Source organism: Variovorax sp. Varisp53, from assembly GCF_059491555.1.
The window spans coordinates 100,968-127,133 of record NZ_CP168512.1; the positions used below are offsets into that span (position 1 = coordinate 100,968).

Here is a 26,166-nt window from a genome sequence, read left to right on the forward strand (position 1 = left end):
TTCTCCCTCTCCCCAGTATGGTGCGTGATTTTTCCCGGACCCGCGGTGGTGCAGCGCACCGGATAACTGCAACCACCCCGCAACAGACGTTGTAACGATTTGGCTCTCAACCGAGACAGCGTCAGGTGGGCGCGAGGACCGGTATTCGTGCACTTTGGCACGCTCCCTGCTTTGAGCCTCCAGGTTCACAACACACTTGCGAGGAGTTTCCCGATGACGCACCGTACCGCCGTCCAGGCGCTGATCGTTCTGGCCACTGCATTGACCGCGTCGGGCGCAGCCCTTGCGCAGGCAACGACGGATGCCGCAGCACCTGCGGCAGCGCCCGCCCAGAATCTCACGGGCAATGTGTCCATCACCACGAACTACAAGTTCCGTGGCCAGGACCAGGACATGATCGGCAAGAACGACTACGCCAAGACCAAGGGCTTCAAGCCCGCCATCCAGGGCGGCCTGGACTACGCCTTCGGCGACAGCGGCTTCTACGTCGGCAACTGGAACTCCAGCGTCAACTGGCTCAAGGGCAACAGCATCGAAATGGACGTGTACGGCGGCTACAAGTTCAAGGCCGGCCCGCTGGACATGGACGTCGGTGCGCTCTCCTACATCTACCCGGGCAACTCCTCGGGCAACACCACCGAGCTGTACGTGGGCGCCACCTACGCCAATGAAAGCCTCGGCTCCTTCACTGCCAAGTACTCGCATACCGTGTCGAAGGACTACTTCGGCTACGCAGGCAACAAGGCCGGCTCGGGCCTGAAGGGCACCAATACCGGCTACCTGAACCTGTCGTACAGCAAGGAGATCGTGCCCAAGGTCACGCTGAAGGCGGCCGTCGGCTACACGAACATGTCGAGCGACATCCGCAGCCTGGGCTACAAGAGCTACGTCGACTACAACGTGGGCGCGAGCTACGACTTCGGCAACGGCCTGTCGCTGACCGGCTCGGTGCAAGGCGCCAACAAGAAGAGCTCGTATCTCGCCGTCGCGAACCCGGGCATCGACCTGGGCTTCGGCCCCTTCGGCCAGACGACCTACTCGCCGAACAAGGCGCGCTTCATCCTGACGCTGACGAAGACGCTGTAAATAAAACAACGAGGTGCGGCCCAAGCTGCCGCACCATTTCATTTCCATCCGAAGGAGAAAACTCATGAAGCTGGTCACAGCCATCATCAAACCGTTCAAGCTCGACGAGGTGCGCGAAGCACTGTCGGCCATCGGCGTGCAGGGGATCACCGTCACCGAGGTGAAGGGCTTCGGCCGCCAGAAGGGCCACACGGAGCTCTACCGCGGCGCGGAGTACGTGGTCGATTTCCTGCCCAAGGTCAAGATCGAGGCGGCCGTCTCGGACGACCTCGTCGATCGCGTGATCGAGGCCGTCGAAGGCGCGGCACGCACCGGCAAGATCGGCGACGGCAAGATCTTTGTCTACAACCTCGAACAAGTCGTTCGCATCCGCACCGGCGAAACGGGCCGCGAAGCCCTCTGATCGAGTCCAGGCCCGAAAGAACAACGATTATGAAAAAACTGCTTGTCTCTCTTGCGTTCGGTTTGAGTGTGCTGGCTGCCGGCACCACCGCCCTTGCACAAACGCCCGCGGCCACGGCCGAGGCGCCCGCTGCTTCGGCATCCGCACCCGCGGCGGCTGCCCCCGCGGCAGCGCCCGCCGCAGCTGCGGCCGCCGCCGCCCCCGCGGCGCCCGCAGCCGCACCGGCTCCGAAGATCGACTCCGGCGACACCGCCTGGATGCTGACTTCGACGCTTCTCGTGATCCTGATGACCATCCCCGGCCTTGCGCTGTTCTACGGCGGCCTGGGCCGCTCGAAGAACATGCTGTCGGTGCTGATGCAGGTCTTCGTGATCTTCTCGCTGATCAGCATCCTGTGGGCCATCTACGGCTACAGCCTGGCCTTCTCGGGTGACGGAAACTTCTTCGGCACCTTCGACAAGATCTTCATGAAGGGCATCACGCAGGAGACCTTCGGCGCGCTGACCACGATTCCCGAATACGTGTTCGTCGCCTTCCAGGGCACGTTCGCGGCCATCACCGTGGCGCTGATCGTCGGCGCCTTCGCAGAGCGCGCCAAGTTCTCGGCCGTGCTGCTGTTCTCGGTGCTGTGGTTCACCTTCAGCTACGTGCCGATCGCCCACATCGTGTGGGGCGGCGGCCTGCTGGGCAAGGACGGCGCGCTGGACTTCGCCGGCGGCACCGTGGTGCACATCAACGCCGGTGTGGCCGGCCTGGTCGGTGCCTACATGGTCGGCAAGCGCGTCGGCTACGGCAAGGAAGCGTTCACGCCTCACTCGCTCACGCTCACCATGGTCGGCGCTTCGCTGCTGTGGGTCGGCTGGTTCGGCTTCAACGCCGGCTCGGCTGGTGCTGCCAACGCCGTCGCCGGCCTGGCCTTCATCAACACGGTGCTCGCCACCGCTGCCGCGGCCCTGTCGTGGATCCTGGGTGAAAGCCTGCACAAGGGCAAGGCCTCGATGCTGGGTGCTGCATCGGGCGCCGTCGCTGGCCTCGTGGCCGTCACGCCGGCAGCCGGCTTCGTCGGCCCGATGGGTTCGATCGTGCTCGGCCTGCTGGCCGGCCTGGTCTGCCTGTGGGGCGTGGGCGGCCTGAAGCGCATGCTCGGTGCGGACGACGCGTTCGACGTGTTCGGCGTGCACGGCGTAGGCGGCATCCTGGGTGCCATCCTGACCGGCGTGTTCGCGGCCAAGGGCCTCGGCGGTACCGGTGGCGCAACGCCCGACACCTTCGCGATGGGCGCACAGGTCTGGATCCAGATCAAGAGCGTGGCGCTCACGGTCGTGTGGTCCGGCGTGGTGGCCTTCATCGCCTACAAGATCGCCGACCTGACCCTCGGCCTGCGTGTGTCGGAAGAAGAAGAGCGCGAAGGCCTCGACATCTCTTCCCACGGCGAGACCGCATACAACCGCTGATCTGCTTTTGCGGGGCTGCTTCCGGGCAGCTTCGCAACTGAATCCCCCCAACATTTACAAGAACAATTCTTCGTAACGCTTTTTCAAGCGAGTCTCCTTTGGATGTTCAGCCCGCGAGCGCTCCGGCGCCAGCGGGCTTTTTTTTGCTTGCTGCCGCAATGGCCGGGGGCACAATCGCCACACCATGTGGACCTCCCTCGAAGACAGCCTCTGCGAACTCGGCGAATCGCCGTTCTGGCACCCCGAAGAACGCTCGCTCTACTGGCTCGACATTCCCGGGCGCGCCGTGCTGCGCACGCGCGGTGACATCGGCTCGCCGGAGGCGAAGGTAGAGCGATGGGCGCTGTCCACCGAGCCCGGCTGCATGGCGCCGGCGCGCAGCGGCGGCCTCGTGATTGCATTGCGCGACGGCATCTACCGTGCGCGCCAATGGGGCGGCGAACTGGTCGCGATGGCGCGCGTGGAGCACGACGTGAGCACCATGCGCTTCAACGACGGCAAGTGCGATGCGCTGGGCCGCTTCTGGGCCGGCTCGATCAACGAGGCCAAGGACCGCGCCAATGCCGCGCTCTATTGCCTCGACGCACGCAGCAACACCGGCATCTCGCCGACCATCACGCAGATGGCCAACCAGGCCACCACCGCCAACGGCCTCGCGTTTTCGCCTGACGCCCGCACGCTCTATTGGGCCGACACCCCCGCACACCTGGTGCGCGCGTGGGACTGGGACGCCGAGGGCAATTCGCTCTCGCACGCCCGCGTGTTCCAGCAGTTCGACGCCAAGCCCGAGGGCTGGTCGCCAGACTCGCTGCTGCGCTACGGGGGCCGCCCCGACGGCGCCACCATCGACGCCGAAGGCCACTACTGGGTGGCGATGTTCGAAGGCGCGCAGCTGCTGCGCTTCTCGCCCTCGGGCCAGCAAGTGGCGGCCGTGCCGGTACCCGTGCAGTGCCCGACCATGCCCTGCTTCGGCGGCGAGGACCTGAAGACCCTGTTCATCACCAGCGGCCGCAAGGGCCGGCCTGCTGCCGAGATCGAGCAGCGGCCTGCCTCGGGCACGGTGATCTCGATGCGGGTCGAGACGCGAGGGTTGCCTGTGAACTTCTTCGAGGACTGATTGGCGTGAAGCGCGTTGTTCGGGGTGTGATCACGCCGACGGGGTACCTTGCTCCGCGAATGTCCCCCGCCTTCGGCTCCTCCTTTATTTCGCTGCGCAAGGCACCCCATCGGCGTGATCGATCAGAGCAGTCGTTGATCGGCGAGCACAACAGCAGCGCCCCTCGTGCACAGGGCACCGGGTGCTCCCCGCAGCGAAATAAAGGAGGAGGCCGAAGGCCGGGGGACATTCGCGGAGGGGAGTACCCGGTGTCCTGTGCACGCGCCCTGAACGCGATCGTCCCGCAAAGAAGCTAAGACGCCATGGTTGCGCAGCACATCCCCCCGATCCAATGCCTGCTGACCTTCGAGGCCGTCGCAAGGCTGCGGCACGCGGGCCGCGCGGCCGACGAGCTGTGCGTCACGACCAGCGCGGTGAGCCACCGCATCCGCCAGCTCGAATCGCACGTCGGCTTCAAGCTCTTCGGCCGCAGCGACTTCAGCCTCACGGCCGACGGCGCGGCCTACCTCGCCAACGTGCGCACGGGGCTCGCCGCGCTGCAGGCCATGCCGCTCGGCGCCAATGCCGCGCAGCGCGCCACCCGCCTGCGCATTGCCGTCACGCCCACCTTCAGCCGGCAGTTCCTCATGCCCCGGCTAGAGCTGTTCCGCAACATCTACCCCGACATCGAGCTGGTGCTGCAGGTGTCGATCCCGCTGCTCGACGTGACGGCCGAGCAGGCCGATCTCGAAGTGCGCTACGGCCCCGGCGGGTATGCCGACTGCGAGCACCGGCTGTTGCTCGAGGAGCAGGTGATGCCCGCCTGCAGCCCCAGCTACCTCAACGAGTTCGGGCCGTTCACGGGTTTTCGCACCGCGGCGGAGATCGCCAGCGCGCGGCTGATCCGCAGCCCGCTCGAACCCTGGGGCACCTGGTTCGCGAGCTGCGGGCTCGACCAGCCCGAGCCGAACATCGGCGCGCAGTTCAACGACCTGGGGCTCGTGTACGACGCCGCCGCCAGCGGCTTCGGCATTGCGCTGGTGCGGCAGAAGCTGGGCGCGGCGTGGTTCGAATCGGGCCGGCTGGTGGCGCTGTCCGAGCAGGCCGTGCCGTCGCCGCACCGGCACTACATCTGCTGGCAGCCGGGCACGCTGGAGCGCTGGGAGTGCGCAGCCTTCGCCGATTGGCTGGAACAGAGCCTGCGCTGAAGAACCAATCACCACGTTCGCAAAGTTCTCTCAAGCGGCCGGCAAAAATCCATCAATCCAGGGCTGCCGCAATTCCGTAGAGTGCGTGAAGTAAACCCCGAGACATCCCGCGAGCAGAAGAAAGCAGAAAGAGGTCGCCGCATGAATGCGCCGCTCACCCCCACGCAGCACGATTCGCTGCAGAAAACACAGCGCCAGTCAGAAGTGGTGCGCGCGCTGCAGGCCCATCTGCCCGCCCACGCGCTGATCTGGCATGCCGAAGACACCACGCCCTACGAATGCGACGGCCTCACCGCCTACCGCGCCCGCCCGCTGGTGGTGGCCCTGCCCGAGACCGAGGCGCAGGTGGCCGCAGTGCTCAAGACCTGCCACCAAATCGGCGTGCCCGTGGTGGCGCGCGGCGCGGGCACCGGGCTCTCGGGCGGCGCCATGCCGCACACCATGGGCGTGACCATGTCGCTCGCCAAGTTCAACCGCATCCTGAAGATCGACCCGGTCAGCCGCACGGCCGTCGTGCAGTGCGGCGTGCGCAACCTCGCCATCAGCGAGGCGGCCGCGCCTTTCAACCTCTACTACGCTCCCGATCCGTCGAGCCAGATCGCCTGCACCATCGGCGGCAACGTGGCCGAGAACTCGGGCGGCGTGCACTGCCTGAAGTACGGCTTGACACTGCACAACGTGCTGCGCGTGCGCGGCTTCACGGCCGAGGGCGAGCCCATCGAGTTCGGCGGCGAGGCGCTTGACGCGCCGGGGCTCGACCTGCTCGCGCTCGTCATCGGCAGCGAAGGCATGCTGGCCGTGACCACCGACGTCACCGTCAAGCTCGTACCGAAACCGCAGCTCGCGCGCTGCATCATGGCCAGCTTCGACGACGTGCGAAAGGCCGGCGACGCGGTGGCCGCGGTGATCGCGGCCGGCATCATCCCGGCGGGCCTGGAGATGATGGACAAGCCCATGACCGCCGCCGTCGAAGACTTCGTGCGCGCGGGCTACGACCTCGACGCGGCGGCCATCCTGCTGTGCGAATCCGACGGCACGCCCGAAGAGGTCGAGGAAGAAATCGGCCGCATGACCGCCGTGCTGCGCGGCTGCGGCGCCACCGCCATCGCGTGCAGCAACAGCGAGGAAGAGCGCATGAAGTTCTGGAGCGGGCGCAAGAACGCGTTCCCCGCCTCGGGCCGCATCAGCCCCGACTACATGTGCCTGGACTCGACCATTCCGCGCAAGCGTCTCGCGGACATCCTGCTGGCCATCCAGCAGATGGAGAAGAAGTACAACCTGCGCTGCTGCAACGTGTTCCACGCGGGCGATGGCAACCTGCACCCGCTGGTGCTGTTCGATGCCAACGACCCCGACGAGCTGCACCGCTGCGAGCTGTTCGGCGCCGACATCCTTGAGACCAGCGTCGCGATGGGCGGCACGGTGTCGGGCGAACACGGTGTGGGCGTGGAGAAGCTCAACAGCATGTGCGTGCAGTTCACTGCAAGCGAGAACGAGCAGATGTTCGGCGTGAAGCGAGCTTTCGATCCCGAGGGCATGTTGAATCCCGGCAAGGTGATTCCCACGCTGCAGCGCTGCGCCGAGTACGGCAAGCAGGTGGTGCGCGGGGGGAGGTTGCAGCATCCGGATCTGCCGAGGTTCTGACATGGCGATCTGTTTTAACCCGTGGGTTCATTCGGGGCGCGCTCACGCCGACGGGGTACCTTGCTCCGCGAATGTCCCCCGGCCTTCGGCCTCCTCCTTTATTTCGCTGCGCAAGGCACCCCGCCGGCGTGATCGATCAGAGCACTTGTTGATCGGCCAGCACAAGAGCAGCGCTCGTTGTGCACAGGGCGCAGGGTGCTCCCCGCAGCGAAATAAAGGAGGAGCCGAAGGCGGGGGACATTCGCGGAGGGGAGTACCCGGTGGCCTGTGCACGCACCCTGAACAACGACACCCGCGATGGAGTCATCGATGAACACCGACACAGCACTCCACCAGATCGTCGAGCGCATCCGTGCCGCAGCTGCAGCCAATACGCCGCTGTGCATCCGCGGCGGCGGCACCAAGGATTTCTACGGCGAGGCGCCGCATGGCGAGGTCTTGAGCACAGCCGACCTCACCGGCATCACGAGCTACGAACCAAGCGAGCTGGTCGTCACCGTGCGCGCCGGCACGCCGCTCGCCGAACTGGAAGCGGCGCTTGCGGAAAAAGGCCAGTGCCTGCCGTTCGAGCCACCACGCTTCGGCAGCAACGGCACCGTCGGCGGCATGGTCGCGGCAGGCCTCAGCGGCCCGGCGCGCGCGAGCGTCGGCGCGGTGCGCGACTACGTGCTCGGCACCACGCTGGTCAACGGCCGCGGCGAGCTGCTGACCTTCGGCGGGCAGGTGATGAAGAACGTCGCGGGCTACGACGTTTCGCGCGTGCTGGCCGGTTCGCTCGGCACGCTGGGCGTGATCGCCGAGGTCAGCCTCAAGGTGCTGCCGGTGCCGCCCGCCGAGGCCACGCTCGAATTCGCATGCGGGCAGGCCGATGCGCTGCGGCTGCTCAACGAATGGGGCGGCCGGCCGCTGCCGCTGAACGCGAGCTGCTGGTTCGAATACGCCGGCGCGGGCGCGCTCTACCTGCGGCTGCGCGGCGCGGTCGCCGCTGTGGAAGCCGCATGCGAGCACCTCGGCGGCGAGCGCAAGGACAACGCGCGCGCCGCGGCCGACTGGCAATCGCTGCGCGACCAGCAGCTGTCGTGGTTCGCCACAGAAGAGGGCCCCGATGCGCTCTGGCGCGTGTCCGTGCCGCAGACCGCGCCCGTGTTGTCGATCGACGGCGCGGCGCCGCTGATCGAATGGCACGGCGGCCAGCGCTGGTACAAGGCGCCGCCTTCGCAGGCCGTGCGCATCCGCGAGATCGCGCGAGCGGCGGGTGGCCATGCCACGTTGTTCCGCCTGCCGGGTTCGGGCACGCAGGGCGGGGTGCCGCGCTTCGACGCGCTGAGCGCGCCCGTCGAGCGCATCCAGCGCGCGCTGATGCGCGAGTTCGACCCGTACGGCATCTTCGATCGCGGCCGCCTGCTTGCCGCCAACTGACAAGAACAAGAAACCACGACGCCATGCAAACCGAGCTCGCCCCCGAATTCAAAGGCACCGACGAAGGCCGCGAGGCCGAAGCCATTCTTCGCAAGTGCGTGCACTGCGGCTTCTGCACCGCCACCTGCCCGACCTACCAGCTGCTCGGCGACGAGCTAGACGGCCCGCGCGGGCGCATCTACCTCATCAAGCAGGTGCTCGAGGGCAAGGCGCCCACGCGCAGCACGCAGCTGCACCTGGACCGCTGCCTCACCTGCCGCAACTGCGAGAGCACCTGCCCGAGCGGCGTGCAGTACGGCCACCTGGTCGACATCGGCCGCAAGATAGTCGACGAGAAAGTGCCGCGTCCCGCAATGGAATCTGCGCAGCGCTGGGTGCTGAAGGAAGGCCTGCCGTCACCGTTCTTCGGCCCCGCGATGAAGCTGGGCCAGTCGGTGCGCGGCCTGCTGCCCGAGGCGCTGAAGGCCAAGGTGCCCGCGAAGCAGGAGGCCGGCGCATGGCCCACCGCCACGCACGCGCGCAAGGTGCTGATGCTCGCGGGCTGCGTGCAGCCGTCGATGATGCCGAACATCAACAGTGCCACCGCGCGTGTGCTCGACGCGGCCGGCATACAGGCGGTGATCGCACCCGAAGCCGGTTGCTGCGGCGCGGTGAAGTTCCACCTCAACGACCAGGACGGCGGCAAGGCGCAGATGCGCGCCAACATCGACGCGTGGTGGCCCTTCGTGGAGCGTAACGAGGTGGAGGCCATCGTGATGAACGCCTCGGGCTGCGGCGTCACCGTGCGCGAGTACGGCCACATCCTGCAGCACGACGCGGCCTACGCACTGAAGGCGGCGCGCATCAGCGAGCTCACGCACGACCTGAGCGAATTGCTGCCGGACCTCGTGCCTGCCCTGAAGGCCCGCGTGCGCGCGCCGCAGGGCGTGGTGGCCTACCACCCGCCGTGCACGCTGCAGCACGGCCAGAAGCTGCGCGGCGGCGTCGAGACGCACCTGCGCGCGCTGGGCTTCGACATCCGCGTGGCAATGAACGAATCGCACCTGTGCTGCGGCTCGGCGGGCACCTACTCTGTGCTGCAGCCCGAGCTGGCCTATCCGCTGCGCGACCGCAAGCTGGAGCACCTGAAGCAGCTGCAGCCCGCCACCATCGCGTCGGCCAACATCGGCTGCATCACGCACCTGCAAAGCGGCAGCGGCGACACACCGGTGCGGCACTGGATCGAGCTGCTCGACGCGGCGCTGGACGCGGCCTGATCGCACAGCGGGGGAGGGCGCGGTCCGACTCGCGCGGGCGCCGTTCGCGGCGCATCATGGCGGCACCGAATCCGCTAGCAAGGAGGCTGCGCAATGTTCCATGTTCAGGCACCCCTCGTTTCTTTCACGCTGCGGCGCGTGCTGCTGGCCTGCCTCTGCGCGGCCGGTGCGATGGCCGCGCAGGCGCAAGGCGACATGCCGTCTTGGCAGGGCGCGGGCGCGGCGCGCTATGTGTGCGGCGGCATCGGCTCCGACGAATCGACGGCCATGCGCGCCGCCATGAAGGACCATCCGCTGGCCCTGCTGTTCGCGCGCACCGACGGCGCCTACCTGGCCAATGTCGACGTGACGATCAAGGGCGGCGATGCCAACAGCGCTGCCGCGCTCGCGTTCCGCGCCAACGGCCCGGTCTGCCTGGTCGACCTGCCGAACGGGCGCTACGTGATCGACGCCGCCGCTCCTGGCGGTGCCGTCAAGAGCGAGACCGTGACGGTGGGCGGTGGCTCGAAGACGGCTGACTTCAGGTTCTAGGCCAGGCTGCTGGCAGCCTCAGCCGGCCGCCGCCAGCGCCGCTTCCACATCGCGCGTCAGCGAGGCCGGCGTGTCCAGCGGCGCGTAGCGTTTGAGCACGGTGCCGTCGCGCCCGATGAGGAACTTGGTGAAGTTCCACTTGATGGCCGTGCTGCCCAGCAGGCCCGGCTTTTCCTTTGTGAGCCACTGGTACAGCGGCGCGGCGTTGCTGCCGTTCACGTCGATCTTCTCCATCATCGGGAAGCTCACGCCGTAGTTCGTGGTGCAGAAGGCGCCGATTTCCTCGTTGGTGCCCGGGTCCTGCGCGCCGAACTGGTTCGACGGAAAGCCCAGCACCGCGAGCCCCTGGTCAGCGTACTTCTCGTGCAGCGCCTCCAGCCCCGCGAACTGCGGCGTGAAGCCGCATTTGCTGGCGGTGTTGACGATCAGCAGCACCTTGCCCTTGAAGGCGGAGAGCTTTACCGGTTTGCCGTCGATCCGGTTGGCCTCGAAGTCGTAGACGCTGGTCATGCTGTTTCCTCAGGTGGGGGAAGAGGCGCGATCATCACTCCGCCCGGGCGTTCGTGCAAACGCCGACCAGACGGCGCCCAGCACGATCAGCGCGCCGCCCAAGAGGATGCGCGGCTCCATCGTGGCCGCGCCGAGCGCCACCGACGACACGCTCGCGAACAGCACCTCCGACAGCATGATCACCGAGGTCGCAGCGGCCGTGAGCCGGGCCGCGCCGTATTGCAGGCACACGTTGGCGAAGACGAAGCCGGTGCCCAGCAGCACGGCCCAGCCGAACCAGCCCGGCGAGGCGCGCAGCGGCGAATCGAATGCGCCGAGCGCGGTGCCGCCCAGCGCCGCGGCGCCGGCCACGAAGGCGCAGCCGCAGAACATCGACAGCGCGCGCGACTCGCCCGGGGCCTGCCGCAGGTGGCGCAGCGCGATGTTGGTGACGGCAAAGCTGAAGCCCGCCGCCACGCCCAGCCAGTCGGGCAGGCTCGACGGCACCGGCCACTCGGTGCCGGGCGCCTTCAGCACCACCACCACGCCGGTGAGCGCCAGCGCCACGCGCGCCAGCGCGCCGCCGGTCGGCCGCTCGCCGAGCAGCAGCCAGCCCAGCAGCACGCTCCACAGCGGCATCAGGTAGAACAGCAGCACCACGCGCACCACGTCGCCCTGCGTCACGGCCCAGTTGAATCCCACGTTGGTGGAGCCGGCCGCGAGGCCCAGCAGTGCCAGCATCGGAAAGGCAGCGAAGCCTTTCCACGCGTGCCGTCGCAAAAGCCCCATCGCGGCGGCGATGACCAGGTAGATCAGGCAGGTGGCCCACAGCGGATGCAGGCCGTGGCTCGCGATCTGGCGAAACGGAAACCACGAAATGCCCCAGACGAAGGCGTTGAAGACGAGCGCGAGGGCTGCTTGCATTGGGACGGGAATTTTCGTGGGACACCGAGGAACCGGCTTTGCCGGGCCTCCGGTGTCGCCCCCGGCGAGGGGGAAGGCGCAGCGACACGAAGTGCGCGCAGCCTGGGGGAGAGCCCAGGAACACGCAGCCTGGGGGAGGTCAATGATGCTTGTCGCTGCGGGCGATGGCCAGCAGATGCTCGATCTCTTCCGGGTATTTCTTCAGGTTGCTGTCATACCAGTGCTTGATGAGCCACATGCATCCCGCCACCACGAGGCCGAACGCACTGATCGCGCCGTACGCCGAGAGGCCAAGGCCCGTGCACACGCTGTAGAAGCCGCCGAGCAGGAGGATGCAGGCCTGCTCGTTGAAGTTCTGTACCGCGATGGAGCGGCCCGCGCCCATCAGGTTGTGGCCGCGATGCTGCAGCAGCGCATTCATCGGCACCACCAGGAAACCGCCCAGGCCGCCCAGCAGGATCAGGAACGGCACCGCCAGCCACACGTTGCCGATGAAGTTCATGCAGATCACCATCAGCCCCATCGCGATGCCCATGGGGATCACCCGCGTGGCCATGTCCAGCCGCATGCGCATCGAGGCCACGACCGCGCCCACGGCCGTGCCGATGGTCACCACGCCCGTCAGCGCCGAGGCCTGCGTGGTGTTGTAGCCCAGAGCCAGCGAGGCCCAGGCCAGCACGATGTACTTGAGGTTGCCGCCCGCGCCCCAGAACAGCGTGGTGGTGGCCAGCGAGATCTGGCCGAGGCGGTCGCGCCACAGGCGGGCGTTGCAGTGCCAGAAGTCGGGCAGCAGCGCGGCGATGTTGCGCGCCAGGCCCTGTTCGGGGTTGGAGCGCAGCGGGCGCATCTCGACGCCGGTGTGTGGGATGCGCGTGTTGAACCATGCCGCCAGCACGTAGACGAAGATCAGCACCGAGATCGCGGCCTCGGCCGGTGAGTCGATGCCGGTATCGATGAACGGGAGGTCGAAGGCCAGCAGCTTGCTGGAAATGGCGTGCCCCACCAGCGTGCCGCCGAGCACGATGCCCAGCAGGATCGACGCGATGGTCAGCCCTTCGATCCAGCCGTTGGCCTTCACCAGCTGGGACGCCGGCAGCAGCTCGGTCAGGATGCCGTACTTCGCCGGCGAATACGCCGCGGCGCCGAGCCCCACGATCGAATACGACAGCAGCGGATGGGAGCCGAACAGCATCATCAGGCAGCCAACCACCTTGATGGCATTGCTGATGAACATCACCTTGCCTTTGGGCAAGGCATCGGCAAAAGCGCCCACCAGCGGCGCGAGCACCACATAGAAGACCGCGAAGATAGGCACCAGGGCTGCGCGCTGCCATTCGGGCGCGCCCGAACTTCGCATGAGGTCGACCGCAACAACGAAAAGCGCTTGGTCGGCCAGCGACGAAAAGAACTGGGCCGACATGATCGTGTAGAAACCGCGCTTCATCGATGGGCTGGCTGGCCAGAGGGGTCTGCTGGCGGTAGTGAAAAAGTGTTGCGCTGCGGGCGAATGGGCGGTTATAGCATGGGGGTGAGACGCGGAATTAGGGATCCCTACGGTGTTCAACCCCATTCCCGAAGATGCTAAAACGTGGTCTGCATTGTCCCCGAGTCTTCCCCGGAATTCCCATGCCGCGTCCCATTCTCGCCACCGTCCACACCGGCGCCCTGCGTCACAACCTCGAGCGGGCGCGTCGCTCGGCCCTCGAGGCCCGCGTCTGGGCCGTCGTCAAGGCCAATGCCTATGGCCATGGCATCGAGCGGGTCTATGAAGGCTTGCGCGGCGCCGATGGCTTCGCGCTGCTCGACCTGGCGGAGGCCGAGCGCGTGCGCGCACTCGGTTGGCGCGGCCCGGTGCTGCTGCTCGAAGGCGTGTTCGACGCCCGCGATCTGGAGCTGTGCTCGCGGCTGGACCTCTGGCACACCGTGCACTGCGACGAGCAGATCGACATGCTCGCCGCTCACAAGACCCTGAAGCCGCAGCGCGTGTTCCTGAAGATGAACTCGGGCATGAACCGCCTGGGCTTTACGCCCGAGCGCTTCGGCTCCGCCTGGACCCGCCTGAACGCGCTGACGCAGGTCGACGAGATCTCGCTGATGACCCACTTCAGCGACGCCGACGGCGCGCGCGGCATCGCCCACCAGCTGGCGACCTTCGAGCGCGCCACGCGCGACCTGCCGGGCGAGCGCTCCATCGCCAACAGCGCCGCCACGCTGCGCCACGCCGAGCAGACGCGCGGCGACTGGGTGCGCCCCGGCATCCTGCTGTACGGCAGCGCGCCCGATTTTCCCGAGCACGATGCGGCGCACTGGCAGCTGCAGCCCACCATGACGCTGTCGACCCAGATCATCTCGGTGCAAACGCTGAGGGCCGGCGACACCATCGGCTACGGTTCCAGGTTCACGGCGCAGGGGCCGCTCACCATCGGCATCGCGGCGGTCGGCTATGCCGACGGCTATCCGCGCCACTGCGACAGCGGCACGCCGGTGCTGGTGAACGGCGTGCGCACCCACATGGTCGGCCGCGTGAGCATGGACATGATCACCGTCGACCTCACGAACGTGCCCGACGCGAAGTTCGGCAGCGAGGTCACGCTGTGGGGCAAGTCCGCGAAGACCGGCGCGGTGCTTCCCATCGACGAGGTTGCGAAGGCCGCGGGCACGATCGGCTACGAACTCATGTGCGCCGTGGCGCAGCGCGTGCCTTTCGCCGATCCGGCCCCCACCGAGGGCCAATGAAGATCCTTTCCGACTGGCGCTCCGTGCGCCTGTGGGAAACGCAGGTCGAACGCGACCTGCACCGCAGCTACAGCCTGCGCACGCATGGCATCCTGATCGGCACGTTCACGATGCTGCTGATGTGGGGCGTGTCGGCGCTGCAGATGCACCTGCTGCATGTGGACTCGCTGGCGGTGCGCTACTTTCTCACGCTGGGCGTGGGGTACCTGGGCTATCTGCTCGTGCTGCGCTGGTGGGCCAGACGGCTGGTCGAGGGCCGGTCGAAGCTCGATGCCGACGTGGGCGACGGCGCCGATGCCGGCGAGTTCGCGTTCGACGTGGGCAGTCGCCTGGGCAGCGGTGGCGACAGCAGCGTGCTGTCCGATGCGGCGGGCGGCGCGCTCGACATCGCGGGCGGGGCGGACGAAGGCGCAGTCATCGTCGTGCCGGTGATCGCCATCTTCCTGATCTGCGCAGCCGTCGTGCTCGGCGCCGGCTCGCTCGTGCTGCTGTACTTCGGCTGGGACGCGCTGCTGGCCGTGGCCATCGAGGTCGCGTTCTCGTACGTGTCGGCCCGCGCCGCGGTGCGCGTGGCGCGCGAGGGCTGGCTCATGGCGGCCGTGCGGCTCACATGGAAGCCGCTGCTGGGCGCGGTGGTCTGCGCGGTGGCCCTGGGCGCGCTGCTCGACCACTTCATGCCGCAGGTCAACTCCCTGCCCGAGGCTGTGCGCGTCCTGCTGAAGAAGAAGCACTGAGCGCACCGAGCAGGTGATCGACCAGCACCTTGCACTTGGGTGCGATGAAGCGGCTGGGCGGGTACAGGATGTAGGCGTGTCCGTGGTAGTTGCCCTGGAACTCCCAATCCGCCAGCACGCGAACCACGCTGCCCGCGTCCAGCGCGTCGCGCGCCATGAACACCGGCACGCAGGCGATGCCGAGGTCCGCCAGCGCGCCTTCGAGCCGCACCTCGCTGTGGTTGGAGATGTAGCGGCCGCGCACGACGACCTCTGCGTCTTCTTCGCCGCTCTTCCTGAATCGCCAGTGGTTGTCCCGCTCACGCTCGCCGAGCGACAGGCAGCTGTGCGCGAGCAGGTCGTTCGGGTGCGCGATGGCCGTTGCGTCCCGCGCCAGGTAAGCGGGCGTTGCGCACAGGATGTGTTCCACCGCCATCAGCTTGCGTGCCACCAGCCCTTCGGGCGGCTCCGTCGTCAGCCGCACCACCAGGTCGACGCCCTCGCGGATCGCATCGACGTCGCGGTCGGCCACGATGAGCTGTACGTCCACATCCGGATAGCGCTGCAGGAAGCCGAGGATGTGCGGATGCAGCACGCGCCGCGCAAAGGCCTTGGGCGCGCTGATGCGCACCAGTCCGCTCGGCTTGCTGGAGAACTGCTGCCCGATCTCCATCGCGCCCTGCGCCGCCAGCACCAGCTCGCGGCAGCGCGCGAAGGCCTCGGCGCCGGGTTCGGTCAGCCGCAGCTGGCGCGTCGTGCGCTGCAGCAGCTGCACGCCGATTTCCTTTTCGAGCCGCTTCACCTGCCGGCTCGCGGCCGATGGCGTCATGCCCAGCAGATCGGCCGCTGCGGAGAAGCTGCCCAGCTCGGCGACCCGCAGGAAGGTCACCATCTCGGGCAGCACTTTGAGAAATGAATTCGTTCCCACGACGCAATAGTCCTGTTCCGGCCGACGGCTGTGCGGCCCGGGTGATGCCCAGAACAATTCTTCCCTTGTGGGTTGTTCATGGACGGCGGGTCGACAGTATGGGTTCAAAGCAAAAGGGCGGCGCGGTCGCATGGGGCGCGCCGGGCGCCAGCAAGTGGGCGGGCATCGGCGCCGCCGAAGTCATGCTGCTGCTCGTGGCGGCGGTGTGGGGCGGCAGCTATGCGGTCGCCAAGCAGGCCACGCAGCAACTGCCCGTGCTGGAGTTCATCGCGCTGCGCTTCGGACTGACCTTCGTCGTGCTGCTGCCGGCGCTGAGGCCGTTGTTCAACACGCAGTGGCGGCAGGGCCTGGCGGTGGGCGGGCTGCTCGGCGCGAACCTGCTGGCGATCTTCGTGTGCGAGACCTTCGGCGTGTCGCTGACCAGCGCGAGCAACGCCGCTTTCCTCATCAGCCTGTGCGTGGCGATCACGCCCTTTGTCGAATGGTGGCTGCTGGGCCAGCGGCCGGCGCGACGCGTGTTCTGGGCGGCGGGCCTGTCGGCGTTCGGCGCGGCGATGCTGTCGGCCACTTCGCCTGCAGACCTGTCGCTCGGCTGGGGTGACGGGTTGATGGTGATCGCCGCCTTCCTGCGCGCCGTGATGGTGTGCATGACGCGCCGGCTGGCCGGACGGCACGCGCTGCCGGCGCTGACGCTGACGGCCGTGCAGTCGGGCGTGATGGCCATCGGTGCGGCGGCGATCTCGCTCGTCGCCTCGCCGGCCAACGGCACGTGGCACATGCCGCCCGCCACGGCCTCGTTTTGGTGGGGCATGGCGTACCTCGTGCTGCTGTGCACCGTCTTCGCGTTCTTCGCCCAGAACCACGCGGCCTCGCGTTCGAGCCCGAGCCGGGTGTCGCTGCTGATGGGCAGCGAGCCGGTGTTCGGCGCGCTGATCGCGGTGTATGGGTTCGGGGAACGTATCGGCCCCTGGGGATGGGCGGGGGGCTTGCTGATCGTGGTGGCGGCGTGGTGGGTGACGCTGCCGCAACCGGATCTTCGCTGAAGGCACGCGAGAGAAATGCCTCCGTTGCGGGACAATCCGTGCCGGAGGAATTTGTGACATGAGTCTGAAAAAACAGAACACCACATGGTGGACGTGCGGCGTCGCGCTGACCGTCATCGGCCTTTCCGCGCATGCCGAGCCGGACGTGCCGGCACCCGCACCCGTTGCGGCTGCCGCCGAAACCCCGCCCACCGCGACCCCGCAGCAACCCGTGCCGCAAACCCGGGTCCGCTTCAACCGCGGCTCCTACAAACCCGGCTACGAGCGCCTGCGCGTGATCCGGCGCGAAAGCACCATCGGCAACGTCGCGGGGCAGGTTGCGCTGAGCGTCGCCGTCTCGATGTTCACGGGCCGCGTCAGTGTCGGCGCGCAGGGCTTCTCGAAGGACGAGCTGGCCGGCGACACGCTGGAGGAATGCAAGGACGATCCCGCGAGCGTCAACCCCGCGATGAGCGAGCTCAACGATGCGCTGAGCAAGGTGGCCACCGGCATCTATCGCAAACGCGCCGAAGCCGCCTATGCGACCGCGCTGACGGACGGCTCCACGCCCGAGGAAATCGAAGCGGCGCGGCAGGTCCCCAAGGAGGCCGACACGCCGCTGCATCCCGGCCCCTGGCACCTGGTCTATGAAAACCTGGCGGGCTCGGACGAGCTGTTCCGCCTGAAGTTCGGTGCCGAGCTCGGCCGCCCCGGCTTCATGCGCCCGCCGGCGACGTGCTTCTACCAGTCGGAGCCCGTCGCGTGGACGCAGTGGAAGGCCGACAACTGGCAACTGGTGCGCGACGAGCGCGCGAAGGCCGTGGCCAGTTGCATCGAAGCGCTGGCGGCCATTCCCGAAAAGCGCTGGTAATTTTTCGCGCGGCGCCGGCCTGCACGGCCCGGCCTCACGCAGCCTCGGGCTGCCACGCGATGACGCCCTGCGTGCGCGCCCGCACTTCCGGCGTGGCCAGGCAGGTCGCGACGGCCTCGTAGCCCGCGGAGCCCGGGTACGGTGCGACCAGCGTCGGCGGGCTGTGGTTGGCGGGGCAGAGGATGATCGATTCTTCATCGCCCACCGCGGCCAGGTCCAGGATCACGCAGGAGCGCGTGAGCAAGAAGAGCGGCCGGCCCTCGGGTCCGCGACGGCGCAGGTGCGCAATCAGTGCCTGCTGGGTGGCGTGGTCCAGCCCCTGTTCCACCAGGTCGACCACCAGCGCCGATGGTCCCTCTGCCGTCAGTCCGGCCAGCAAGGCGATGAGCGCATCGGAGGCTGTGGCGCCGTCTTCCATCAACCACGCCAATGCTTCGGCGACAGCCGGTGCGAGCGCCGCGCCGGGGCTTGCGGAGCGGTCCGGCCCGAGGAACGCAGCGCCCGGAATGGTCTCGGCCAGTCGCATCGCCAGCCGTGTCTTCCCGCTGCCCAGCGGACCGACGATGTAGTTCAGCGGCCGGATGCCGCGCAGCTCGAAGCGTTCACCGCCCCAGGGCCACGGAAGCTCGAACGCGATGTCGAGTCCGCCGGCCGGCTGCAGCAGGCGCGTCAGTTCGCCGACTGTCGGTGCCTGGCCTCGGTCGAGGTCGGCGCGCAGGCCGCGAACCTTCTCGATGGTGCCGCCGAGTTGGCGAACGCGCCCCTCGAGCAGCGCCTGATGCGCCGCCAGGGCCGGCTCCAGCCCCGCGGCGTCGCCCTGCAGCACACGCGCCACCTGTGCAAGTCTCAGGCCGAGCGTGCGCAGCGCGACGATCTCGGAGCCCCGGGCCATTTCGTCGGGTCCGTAGGAGCGCCAGCCCGCCTCGGTGCGGGCCGGCGTCAGCAGCCCGCGCTGCTCGTACAGACGCAGCGCCTTGGCGGAAACGCCGAGCCGCCGGGCGGCTTCGGACGGGCTCAGGAATCGAGCGGCTGGAGAATTCACAAAATCACCTCTTGGCTTGGAACGGACAGCGCCTTTATCAAGGCGGCCGCAGGGGCCGGGTCAAGTGATTTTGCGACCGGGGCGGCCTCGGCTCAGTACAGGCCGAGCTGCCGCGTCCTCAAGCGCGCCAGCCCCAGCAGCGCATCGGTGAACGGCGTCGCCACGCCGGTCAGTTCGCCCAGCTCACGCACCACGGTCACCAGCGCGTCCAGCTCCACCGAGCGGCCGGCTTCCACGTCCTGCAGCATCGAGGTCTTGAACGCGCCGAGCTTCTTCGTGATCGCATGCCGGTCTTCCGGGCTCTGCGTGATCTCGATGCCGATGCGCCGGCCGATCTCCTTGGCCTCCAGCATCACCGCCGAGATGAAGCCGCGCACGTAGTCGTCGTCCATGATCAGGTCGGTGGTGCAGCCCGTCAGCGCGCTGATCGGGTTCACCGTCATGTTGCCCCACAGCTTGAACCACACGTCCTTCTGGATCTGCGGCGACAGCGTGGTGTCGATGCCCGTGGCGTTCAGCAGCTCGACCAGCTTCTGCACGCGCGGCGTGGCCTCGCCCGAAGGCTCGCCCACGATCAGCCCGTTGCCGAAGTGATGCCGCACCACGCCGGGCCCGTCGAGCGAGCAGCTCGCGTGCACCACGCAGCCGACCACGTTGCGCGAGGGAATGGCCTTGGCGATAGCACCTTCGGGGTCCACCGCCGCGAGCCGGTGGCCCGTAATCTCGCCGCCGAAGCCGCCTTCGAGGAACCACCACGGCACGCCGTTCATCGCGACCAGCACGATGGTGTCGGCGCCGATCAGCGGCCCGATGCGCTCGGCCACGCCGGCCAGCGCGGGCGCCTTCACGGCGATGACCACCAGGTCTTGAACACCGAGCGCTTCGGGGTCGGCCACGGCATTGACCGGCACGCGCGTGCGCACGTCGCCACGCATGAGCGAGAGGCCGTCGCGTTGCAGCGCATCGAGCGTGGCGCCGCGCGCCACCACGTTGAGGCGCTGGCCTGCCTGTGCGAGGCCGGCGCCGATCCATCCGCCGATCGCGCCGGCGCCGTAGATGCAAATCTTCATGGGAACAGGTGCCTCAGTTGCGGTAGCTCGGGTCGATGCGGTCCACTTGCCGCACCAGCGCATTGAACACGTCCTGCCCCGCGCCATGCTCGGGGCTGAACTGCAGCGCGTCGCGCGTGCAGCGCTGCGCAATCTCTTCGCTCACCGGAATTGCCGCGCCCATCGAGAAGGTGGCCATCTGAATCTCGCAGGCGCGCTGCAGCGTCCAGAGGATCGCGAAGGTCTGCGGCAGCGTCTGGCCCCAGGCCAGCAGCCCGTGGTTGCGCAGGATCACCGCGTTGCGGTTGCCGATGCTCTTGAGCAGGCGCGGGCCTTCGTCGGCATGGATCGTGATGCCCTCGAAGTCGTGGTACGCCACCATGTCGTGCAGCTGGGCGGTATAGAAGTTGGTCTGCTGCAGGCCGCCCTGCAGGCAGGCCACGGCCACGCCGGCCGTGGTGTGCGTGTGCATCACGCAGTGCGCGCCGGGCAGGCCGTCGTGGATGGCGGCATGCACCGTGAAGCCGGCCGGGTTCACCGGATGGGTCGAGCCGTCGAGCACTTTGCCCTGCAGGTCGATCTTCACCAGGTTGCTGGCCGTAACCTCGCTGTAGTGCAGGCCGAAGGGGTTGATGAGGAACTGCTTCTCCCCGCCCGTCACGCTGTCGGGCAGCCGCATCGTGATGTGGTTGTAGATCATCTCGGTCCAGCCCAGCATCGCGAACACGCGGTAGCAGGCCGCGAGCTCTTCGCGCGCGGCGCGCTCGTCGGGGTGGATCGAGGGATGGACCAGCGCCGAAGGCGCGGTGGCGAGTGTGTTCATGGCAGTTCCTTCAAAAAAAACTTGCTCGTCCTGTGGCCCCGGATTCTTCGCGGGGAACGCCGCGGAACCGGCTTTGCCGGGCCGCTGGTGTTGCCCCTTGAGGGGGATTCGGCTACACGAAGTGAGCAAGAAACGGGGTGGTCTAACCCTCCGCTGTGAAGCCGACTTCCTTCACGATCGGCGCCCACTTGGCGGTGTCCTTCTTCAACAGTTCCGTCAGCTCGGCCGGCGTGGAAGACATCGCCTCCAGGCCGAAGGTGCCGAGGCCGTCGATCACGTCCTTCTGCGCGAGCGCGTTCTTCATTGCGGTGTTCAGCTTCGCCACCAGCTCGGGCGAGGCCTTGGCCGGCAGGAAGAAGGCGAACCATTCGCTGTGCGCCATGTCCTTGATGCCCTGTTCGCCGAAGGTGGGCACCTCGGGCGCGAAGCGGCTGCGCTTGGCGCCCGAGACGCCCAGGATGCGCACCTTGCCCGAGGGCAGGTGCTGTGTGATGTCGCCGATCGGCCCCGATACCGCCGAGATGTTGCTGCCCAGCAGGTCGAGCATGGCGGGCTGCGTGCCGCGGTAGGCCGCATGCTTGAGTTCGACGCCGCCCTTCTTGCCCAGCAGCGCGCCGATGAAGTGCGGCGTGGAGCCCGCGGCGGGCGAACCGTAGTTGGCGCCGGCCGGATTGGCCTTGGCCCAGGCCAGGAACTCGGGCACCGTCTTCACGCTGGCCGGCACGGCCGGGCCCACGGCAAAGCCGAAGTCGAAGATGCAGGCGAGGCTGACGGGCGTGATGTCGACCATCGGGTCGTACGGCAGCTTCTTGTAGATGTGCGGGTAGATCGTGAGGATCGAGGTCGGCGTCTGCAGGATGGTGCTGCCGTCGGCGGGGCGGCCCTTGACGTAGCTCACGGCGATCTGGCCGCCCGCGCCGGTGCGGTTCTCGACCACCGCCACCTTCGCGTACTCGGGGCTGAGCTTTGTCGCAAGGCGCCGGCAGGTGGTGTCCGACGTGCCGCCGGCCGCGAAGCCGGTGACGATGGTGGCGGTCTCGATGTTCATCGCCTGCGCGAAGACGTTCTGGCCGAGGCTGGCCATCAAGGCGGAGGCACTGGTGGTCTGCAGGATCTGGCGGCGCGTGAAGCTCATGATGATGTCTCTCTGGATGGTTGTTGAGGATCTGTCAGGACTCGTCGCGCAGCCAGGTGACCGCGCCCGAGTGGGTCACGGCGCCCTGGTGGGCAGGGCGCACGGTGAGCGCGTATTTTTCCAGCAAGCCCCCGCGGGCCGCCCCCGCGTTTACCTCACGTCGGGCGAGCCGCGCGGCGATTTCCTCGGCCGTGAGATCGACCGAAATCGAGCGTGCCTCGGCCCGCGCGTCGATGGCGATCACGTCGCCGTCGCGCAGCGCCGCAATCGGTCCGCCGTCGGCCGCCTCGGGCCCCGCATAGCCGATGCACAGGCCGCGCGTGGCGCCCGAGAAGCGCCCGTCGGTCAGCAGCGCGACCTTGTCGCCCATGCCCTGGCCGTAGAGCAGGGCGGTGATGCCCAGCATCTCGCGCATGCCGGGGCTGCCCTTGGGCCCCTCGTTGCGGATCACGATCACGTCGCCGGGTTCGTACAAGCGGTTCTGCACGGCGGTCTGCGCTTCTTCCTCCGAGTTGAAGACGCGCGCCGGCCCGCGAAACACCAGCCCCTGGAGTCCCGCCGTCTTGAGCAGCGCGCCGTCCGGGCAGAGGTTGCCCTTGAGCACCGCGAGGCCGCCGTCGCGCGTGATCGGGTTGCCGGCCTCGCGCACCACGCGGCCATCAGGCGCAAGGGCGCCGGCCAACTCCTCGGCCATCGTGCGACCGGTGAAGGTGAGCGCATCGCCATGCAGGAAGCCCTGCTCCAGCAGCGTGCGCAGGATCACGCCCGCGCCGCCGATGTAGAACACGTCGCGCGCAAGGTATTGGCCGCCCGGACGCAGGTCGGCGATGAGCGGCGTGCGCGCGAAGACCTCGGCCACGTCGTCGAGGTGGAACTTGATGCCGGCTTCGTGCGCAATCGCCGGCAGGTGCAGCGCGGCGTTGGTCGAACCGCCCGTGGCCGACACCACGGCACAGGCGTTTTCCAGCGCCTTGCGCGTGACGATGTCGCGCGGCAGCGGGCTGTCGCCCATCACCGCCTTCATCAGCGTCTTCGCGGCGCGGCGCATCAGCGGCGCGCGTTCGCTGAACACTGCGGGCACCATGCTCGAGCCGATGGGCGCGAGGCCCAGCGCCTCGGACACCATGCCCATCGTGTTGGCCGTGAACTGCCCCGCGCAGGCGCCGGCCGTGGGCAGGCAGGCGCGGCTCATGGCGTCGAGTTCGTCGTGCGTGGCGGTGCCGGCCAGCACCTTGCCGATGGTCTCGTAGGTGTCGACCACGTTCAGGTCGCGACCGTCCGGTCCCGGCATCTGGCCAGGCAGCGCGGAGCCGCCGTGCACGAACACGCTGGGCACGTTGCAGCGGACCATGCCCATCATCAGCCCCGGCAGGTTCTTGTCGCAGGCGCCGATGGCGAAAATGCCGTCCCACTGATGGCCGCGCGTGGAGGCTTCCACGCTGTCGGCGATCAGCTCGCGCGAGATCAGCGAGAAGCGCATGCCCGAATGCGCCATCGTCAGCCCGTCGCTGATCGACACCACCGGGCATTCGTGCGGCGTGCCGCCGCCCGCGTAGATGCCGGTCTTGGCGTGCTGCGCCTGCTCGCGCAGGTTGAGGTTGCACGGGCTCATCTCGCCGCCCGTATGGAACACGCCGATGTGCGGGCGCGCGATGTCCTCGTCGTCCTGTCCCAGCGCATGCAGGAAGCTGCGCGTGGTTGCACGGATCGTGCCCTCGCGGATGGTGGCGGAGCGAAAGCGCTTGGGTGGGTCGGCGGGCGCGGTCATGGGGTCAGAACATTCCGTTCTTGTTGGCGGCCGTCTCGGGCACGGGCTGCACCACGTCCCAGTGCTCGACGATCTTCCCGTTCTCCAGCTTGAAGATGTCGACGATGGCGCTGCCGCGCGTGCCCGGCTCGCGCACCGCGTTGACGTGCAGGATCACGTAGTCGCCGTCGACGAAGCTGCGCTTGATGTCGCTGTGCGAGTTCGGAAACTTCTCGCGCAGGAACGCGATGAACTTGCGGAAACCCTCGGGGCCGTCGGCCGCCGTGGGGTTGTGCTGCACGTAGCGGCTGCCCACGTACTGCAGCGCTGCGTCGGCGTCCTTCTGGTTCAGGCCTTTTTCGTAGAAAGCGAGCACCGCCTGGCGGTTGGCTTCCTGCTGGACGGTCGCGCCTTGCTTGCCGGCGCCCATGGGCGCGCAGGCGGCGAGGAAGAGGGTGGCTGCTGTGGCGATGGCCGCCAAAGTCATGCGTTGCATCGAGCGTGCTCCGGTGTGAAGAAAATCAGTAGCCGTTGGGCGAGGCGGTGCCGGGCGCGGCCTTGTACCTGGCCAGCAGCTGCTTCGCCGCCGCCGCCAGCACGATGGTGTCCACGCCCACTGCCACGAACAGCGCGCCGGCCGCGAGCCACTTGCGCGCCTGCTCCTCGGTGGTCGACAGGATGCCCGGCGCCTTGCCGGCCTTGCGGATGCGCGCAATCGCGTCGGCGATCACGGCCTGCACCTCGGGGTGGTTGGGCTGGCCCACGAAGCCCATCGAGGCCGACAGGTCGGCCGGGCCGATGAACACGCCGTCCACGCCCGGCGTGGCTGCGATGGCGTCGAGGTTCTTCATTGCCTCGACCGTCTCGGCCTGCACCAGCAGGCAGGTCTGTGCGTTGGCTTCGTGCAGGTAGTCGGGGTAGGCCTGCCAGCGCGAGGCGCGCGCCAGCGCACTGCCCATGCCGCGGATGCCTTCGGGCGGATAGCGCATGCCCTGCACCAGCCGCGCCGCCTGCTCGGCCGTGTCGACCATCGGCACCAGCAGCGTCTGCGCGCCGATGTCGAGGTGCTGCTTGATCAGCGTGGTGTCGCCGACCGGAATGCGCACGACGGGGTGCGAGCGCTCCGACTCGGGCTGCGCCGACCATGCGCTCGAAATGCCCTGCAGCTGCGCGAGCACCGAGCGCACGTCGTTGGGCGCGTGCTCGCCGTCGACCAGCAGCCAGTCGTAGCCGGTGCCGGCCAGGATCTCGGCCGCGTAGCCGTCGGCCAGGCCGACCCACAGGCCGATCTGGGGCTTGCCGGCCGCGAGGGCCTGCTTGAAGGTGTTGATGGGGGTGTGCATGGCGTCTTTCTTTCAGGCAAGGCGAAACGAGATGGAGCCGAGAGGTCCGTAGTCGGCATGGAAGGTGTCTCCGGGCACCGCGGTGGTCGGCCGTGTGAACGAACCGCCCAGCACCACTTCGCCGGCCTCCAGGCATTCGTCCCACGGCGCGAGCTTGTTCGCGAGCCAGGCCACGCCGGTGGCCGGGTGGTTGAGCACGGCGGCGGCCACGCCCGATTCCTCGATCACGCCGTTCTTGAACAGCAGCGCGCTCACCCAGCGAAGGTCGACCGCGTCGGGCTTCACCGGCCGGCCGCCCATCACGATGCCGGCATTGGCCGCGTTGTCGGCGATGGTGTCGAACACCTTGCGCGGCGCCTTGGTGTGGCGGTCGAACTGCTCGATGCGCGCATCGATGATCTCGATGGCCGGCACCACATAGTCGGTGGCGGCCAGCACGTCGAAGATGGTCACGTTCGGGCCCTGCAGCTTCTTGCCGAGGATGAAGGCCAGCTCCACTTCGATACGCGGCGCGATGAAGCGCTTGAACGGGATGTCGCCGCCCTGCTCGAAGAACATGTCGTCGAGCAGCGTGCCGTAATCGGGCTCGTCGATCTGGCTGGACTGCTGCATGGCGCGCGAGGTCAGGCCGATCTTGTGGCCCTTCACGGTGCGGCCTTCGGCGATCTTGGTCTTCACCCATTCGCGCGAGATGGCGTAGCCGTCCTCGATGGACATCTCTGGAAAGCGCTTGGAGAAGTGCTCGACCTGCACGCGCGACTTCTCGCTTTCGTGCAGCTCGGCGGCCAGTTGGGCGATGGTGGCTTTGGAGAGCATGTGGCTTCGTTCAGTTCTTGTTGAACAGGGGATGCAGGTTGCTGTGCTTGCCGTCGTACACCTGCCCGGGGCTTTCGTCGATCTGCAGCGTGATGCCGATGTGGCGTTGCTCGAAGATCGGCGCGAAGTGCGCGCGCACGGCGGCCAGCAGATCGTCGCCGGCCTTCTTCTTCACCGCCTCGGAGCGGCCCGCGGCCATGCGCAGGTTGAGGTAAACGAAGGCGTAGTCTGCCTTGCCGTCGGCCACCGCGTGGTGCGCCGCAGGGTAGGCCAGCACGCGCGTGCCGCCAATGGGGAACACCGGCTTGCCGGCCTCGTCGCGCTGCTCCAGCATGGTGTCGGCCAGCGTGCGGCACAGGGCCGACATGTCGGTCTCGGCTTCGATGTTCGGCGTGTAGAGGATCACCAGATGGGGCATTGCTGTTCTCCGT

At 68.0% G+C, this 26,166-nt stretch carries 26 protein-coding genes; 13 read left to right on the plus strand and 13 right to left on the minus strand.

The features are described 5' to 3' along the window. The first annotated feature begins 213 nt into the window (after window positions 1-213). From ACEOAB_RS00415 to ACEOAB_RS00455, 9 genes are all read left to right on the plus strand, one after another. On the plus strand, window positions 214-1,086 hold the full coding sequence (locus tag ACEOAB_RS00415) for a TorF family putative porin (protein ID WP_413751331.1): 873 nt from the start codon (window positions 214-216) through the stop codon (window positions 1,084-1,086). A gap of 64 nt (window positions 1,087-1,150) precedes the next feature. Continuing rightward, on the plus strand, window positions 1,151-1,489 hold the full coding sequence (glnK, locus tag ACEOAB_RS00420) for a P-II family nitrogen regulator (RefSeq protein WP_007833403.1): 339 nt from the start codon (window positions 1,151-1,153) through the stop codon (window positions 1,487-1,489). Between the two features lie 29 nt (window positions 1,490-1,518). Continuing rightward, a complete protein-coding gene (locus ACEOAB_RS00425) occupies window positions 1,519-2,943 on the plus strand; it encodes an ammonium transporter (protein ID WP_495653356.1) in 1,425 nt (474 codons plus the stop codon). A 184-nt stretch (window positions 2,944-3,127) separates the two neighbouring features. Continuing rightward, window positions 3,128-4,060, plus strand: coding sequence for an SMP-30/gluconolactonase/LRE family protein (locus ACEOAB_RS00430; protein WP_056588211.1), 933 nt, complete (start codon window positions 3,128-3,130; stop codon window positions 4,058-4,060). 302 nt (window positions 4,061-4,362) lie between these two features. After that, on the plus strand, window positions 4,363-5,247 hold the full coding sequence (locus tag ACEOAB_RS00435) for a LysR substrate-binding domain-containing protein (RefSeq protein WP_413749955.1): 885 nt from the start codon (window positions 4,363-4,365) through the stop codon (window positions 5,245-5,247). A 141-nt stretch (window positions 5,248-5,388) separates the two neighbouring features. Further along, window positions 5,389-6,891 (plus strand): FAD-linked oxidase C-terminal domain-containing protein, encoded by a 1,503-nt coding sequence (locus tag ACEOAB_RS00440; RefSeq protein WP_413749956.1) that lies wholly within the window; start codon window positions 5,389-5,391, stop codon window positions 6,889-6,891. Window positions 6,892-7,200: 309 nt separating this feature from the next. Then, a complete protein-coding gene (gene glcE / locus ACEOAB_RS00445) occupies window positions 7,201-8,310 on the plus strand; it encodes a glycolate oxidase subunit GlcE (RefSeq protein ID WP_495653357.1) in 1,110 nt (369 codons plus the stop codon). Window positions 8,311-8,333: 23 nt separating this feature from the next. After that, window positions 8,334-9,566: a glycolate oxidase subunit GlcF gene (gene glcF / locus ACEOAB_RS00450; RefSeq protein ID WP_413749958.1), complete on the plus strand. Its 1,233-nt coding sequence runs from the start codon at window positions 8,334-8,336 to the stop codon at window positions 9,564-9,566. Window positions 9,567-9,659: 93 nt separating this feature from the next. Next, window positions 9,660-10,097, plus strand: coding sequence for a peptidase associated/transthyretin-like domain-containing protein (locus ACEOAB_RS00455; RefSeq protein WP_495653358.1), 438 nt, complete (start codon window positions 9,660-9,662; stop codon window positions 10,095-10,097). 18 nt (window positions 10,098-10,115) lie between these two features. Here ACEOAB_RS00455 and ACEOAB_RS00460 read toward each other — a convergent pair whose 3' ends face one another. From ACEOAB_RS00460 to lplT, 3 genes are all read right to left on the minus strand, one after another. Then, window positions 10,116-10,607: a glutathione peroxidase gene (locus ACEOAB_RS00460; RefSeq protein ID WP_056588188.1), complete on the minus strand. Its 492-nt coding sequence runs from the start codon at window positions 10,605-10,607 to the stop codon at window positions 10,116-10,118. Window positions 10,608-10,616: 9 nt separating this feature from the next. Then, window positions 10,617-11,510, minus strand: a complete 894-nt coding sequence (locus ACEOAB_RS00465) for a DMT family transporter (RefSeq protein WP_495653359.1) — start codon at window positions 11,508-11,510, stop codon at window positions 10,617-10,619. Window positions 11,511-11,649: 139 nt separating this feature from the next. Beyond that, window positions 11,650-12,954: a lysophospholipid transporter LplT gene (gene lplT, locus ACEOAB_RS00470; RefSeq protein WP_056588182.1), complete on the minus strand. Its 1,305-nt coding sequence runs from the start codon at window positions 12,952-12,954 to the stop codon at window positions 11,650-11,652. A 182-nt stretch (window positions 12,955-13,136) separates the two neighbouring features. On the opposite strand from lplT, the gene alr reads away from it, so the two are divergent. After that, on the plus strand, window positions 13,137-14,246 hold the full coding sequence (gene alr / locus ACEOAB_RS00475) for an alanine racemase (RefSeq protein ID WP_413749961.1): 1,110 nt from the start codon (window positions 13,137-13,139) through the stop codon (window positions 14,244-14,246). Then, window positions 14,243-14,980 carry a hypothetical protein gene (locus tag ACEOAB_RS00480; RefSeq protein ID WP_413749962.1) on the plus strand — a complete coding sequence of 246 codons (738 nt, stop codon included), beginning with the start codon at window positions 14,243-14,245 and terminating at the stop codon, window positions 14,978-14,980. Before alr ends, ACEOAB_RS00480 begins: the two co-directional genes overlap by 4 nt. Here the strand turns inward: ACEOAB_RS00480 and ACEOAB_RS00485 are convergent. Further along, window positions 14,931-15,887 carry a LysR family transcriptional regulator gene (locus tag ACEOAB_RS00485; protein ID WP_413749963.1) on the minus strand — a complete coding sequence of 319 codons (957 nt, stop codon included), beginning with the start codon at window positions 15,885-15,887 and terminating at the stop codon, window positions 14,931-14,933. The genes ACEOAB_RS00480 and ACEOAB_RS00485 overlap by 50 nt on opposite strands. A gap of 98 nt (window positions 15,888-15,985) precedes the next feature. Between ACEOAB_RS00485 and ACEOAB_RS00490 the strand changes: the two genes are divergently transcribed. Further along, the gene (locus ACEOAB_RS00490) at window positions 15,986-16,930 is read left to right on the plus strand and encodes a DMT family transporter (protein ID WP_056588167.1); all 945 of its coding nucleotides are present in this window, start codon (window positions 15,986-15,988) and stop codon (window positions 16,928-16,930) included. 58 nt (window positions 16,931-16,988) lie between these two features. Then, a complete protein-coding gene (locus ACEOAB_RS00495; RefSeq protein ID WP_495653360.1) occupies window positions 16,989-17,780 on the plus strand; it encodes a hypothetical protein in 792 nt (263 codons plus the stop codon). A 34-nt stretch (window positions 17,781-17,814) separates the two neighbouring features. On the opposite strand, the gene ACEOAB_RS00500 is transcribed toward ACEOAB_RS00495, so the two are convergent. From ACEOAB_RS00500 to ACEOAB_RS00540, 9 genes are all read right to left on the minus strand, one after another. Further along, window positions 17,815-18,822, minus strand: coding sequence for a MerR family transcriptional regulator (locus ACEOAB_RS00500; RefSeq protein WP_413749555.1), 1,008 nt, complete (start codon window positions 18,820-18,822; stop codon window positions 17,815-17,817). 92 nt (window positions 18,823-18,914) lie between these two features. Next, window positions 18,915-19,892: a 2-dehydropantoate 2-reductase gene (locus tag ACEOAB_RS00505; RefSeq protein WP_413749554.1), complete on the minus strand. Its 978-nt coding sequence runs from the start codon at window positions 19,890-19,892 to the stop codon at window positions 18,915-18,917. Between the two features lie 13 nt (window positions 19,893-19,905). Then, entirely contained in the window at window positions 19,906-20,694 is a 789-nt protein-coding gene (locus tag ACEOAB_RS00510; RefSeq protein WP_413749553.1) for a class II aldolase/adducin family protein, read from the minus strand. A 142-nt stretch (window positions 20,695-20,836) separates the two neighbouring features. After that, entirely contained in the window at window positions 20,837-21,829 is a 993-nt protein-coding gene (locus tag ACEOAB_RS00515; RefSeq protein WP_056588150.1) for a Bug family tripartite tricarboxylate transporter substrate binding protein, read from the minus strand. Between the two features lie 34 nt (window positions 21,830-21,863). Continuing rightward, on the minus strand, window positions 21,864-23,597 hold the full coding sequence (ilvD, locus tag ACEOAB_RS00520; protein WP_413749552.1) for a dihydroxy-acid dehydratase: 1,734 nt from the start codon (window positions 23,595-23,597) through the stop codon (window positions 21,864-21,866). Between the two features lie 4 nt (window positions 23,598-23,601). Continuing rightward, window positions 23,602-24,072, minus strand: a complete 471-nt coding sequence (locus tag ACEOAB_RS00525; RefSeq protein WP_056588144.1) for a nuclear transport factor 2 family protein — start codon at window positions 24,070-24,072, stop codon at window positions 23,602-23,604. A 25-nt stretch (window positions 24,073-24,097) separates the two neighbouring features. After that, window positions 24,098-24,919 carry a 4-hydroxy-2-oxoheptanedioate aldolase gene (gene hpaI / locus ACEOAB_RS00530; protein WP_413749551.1) on the minus strand — a complete coding sequence of 274 codons (822 nt, stop codon included), beginning with the start codon at window positions 24,917-24,919 and terminating at the stop codon, window positions 24,098-24,100. Between the two features lie 12 nt (window positions 24,920-24,931). Then, window positions 24,932-25,735, minus strand: a complete 804-nt coding sequence (hpaH, locus tag ACEOAB_RS00535) for a 2-oxo-hept-4-ene-1,7-dioate hydratase (RefSeq protein ID WP_413749550.1) — start codon at window positions 25,733-25,735, stop codon at window positions 24,932-24,934. A gap of 10 nt (window positions 25,736-25,745) precedes the next feature. Continuing rightward, window positions 25,746-26,153 carry a 5-carboxymethyl-2-hydroxymuconate Delta-isomerase gene (locus ACEOAB_RS00540; RefSeq protein ID WP_056588137.1) on the minus strand — a complete coding sequence of 136 codons (408 nt, stop codon included), beginning with the start codon at window positions 26,151-26,153 and terminating at the stop codon, window positions 25,746-25,748. Between the last annotated feature and the right edge of the window lie 13 nt (window positions 26,154-26,166).